We start from the raw sequence: 1,382 nt of genomic DNA, 5'->3' as shown, positions 1-1,382 counted from the left end.
GTGGGAGTACGAGGAGCGACAAACTCGGAGGAGGAAGACGCCTGCGGAGCCGTCAGGGCCTTGCGGTCCACCTTGCCGCTGGAGGTGAGGGGCAGGGCCTGAAGCACGGCGAAGGCGGAGGGCACCATGTAGTCGGGCAGCCGCTGCTGGAGCGAGGCACGCAGCGCGGCCGTGTCCAGCGCCTCCCCGGGCGCGGGCACCAGGTACGCCACCAGTCGCCGCAGCCCCGGCACGTCCTCGCGCACCATGGCCACGGCCTGGAGCACGGAGGCGTGCTCCTCCAGGGAGGACTCCACCTCTCCCAACTCAATCCGGAAGCCACGCAGCTTCACCTGCGAGTCGGTGCGCCCCAGGTATTCGACTTCGCCGTTGGCCCGCCAGCGCACCAGGTCTCCGGTGCGGTACAGGCGGGCACCGGGCTCGGTGCTGAAGGGGTGGGGGATGAAGCGCTCGGCGGTGAGCTCCGGACGGCGCAGGTAGCCACGCGCCAGGCCCACGCCGCCGATGAACAGCTCGCCGGGCACGCCGACGGGCACCGGGCGCAGGTGGGCGTCCAGCACGTACAGCTGGGTGTTGGGCCAGGGCTTGCCGATGGAGGGCTCGGAGGGGGAGACGGACTGCGGGGTGATGGAGGCGCAGACGGTGGCCTCGGTGGGCCCGTAGGCATTGAGCAGGGTGCGGCCCTGGCTCCAGCGCCGGGCCACCTCGGCGGGCAGCGCCTCGCCCGCGGAGATGACGGTGCGGAGCAGGGGCAGCTCCTCGTGAGACAGCTGCGCCAGCACCGAGGGCGTCAGGGTGACGGTGGTGATGTGCCCCTCGCGCAGCAGGGTGCGCAGCGGGGCGTCCGGCAGCAGCCGCTCCCGGGGCGCCAGCAGGAGGGTGGCGCCCGCGAGCAGCGGGGCGAAGATTTCGAGAATGGCGGCGTCGAAGGCCGGGGAGGCGAACTGCAGGACGCGGCTGGAGGCGGAGAGCCGGTGGGCCTGGGCGGCGGCGAGCGCGGAGTTGGTCAGCCCGCGGTGGCTCAGCAGGGTGCCCTTGGGGCGGCCGGTGCTACCCGAGGTGTAGATGGCGTAGGCGAGCTGGCTGGGGAAGACGTCGACGCCGGGCGGCGTGGTGGGCTGGTGGGAGATTGCCGCCGCGTCGGCCTCGAGGCAGCAGGGCACGCAGGGCAGGGACGCGGGGAGCTGGTGGAGCAGGGCCTCGTGTGTCACGAGCACCTGGAGGGCGGAGTCCTCCAGCATGAGTGCGAGCCGCGCGGAGGGGAGGGACGGGTCGAGGCAGAGGAAGGCGCCGCCGGCCTTGAGGATGGCGAGCATGCCCACCACCAGCTGCGCGGAGCGCTCCACGCACAGGCCCACGAGCACCTCGGGGCCGACGTGCAG

The 1,382-nt window shown here is 73.2% G+C and carries 1 protein-coding gene; it reads right to left on the bottom strand.

What is annotated here, in order from left to right; genetic code table 11:
- On the bottom strand, nucleotides 1-1,382 hold a 1,382-nt coding region (locus G4D86_RS51620; protein ID WP_164003082.1), incomplete at both ends, for an amino acid adenylation domain-containing protein.

The sequence above is a fragment of the Pyxidicoccus caerfyrddinensis genome (assembly GCF_010894405.1).
GTDB lineage: Bacteria > Myxococcota > Myxococcia > Myxococcales > Myxococcaceae > Myxococcus > Myxococcus caerfyrddinensis.
This window is presented reverse-complemented; position numbering and strand designations above follow the sequence as displayed.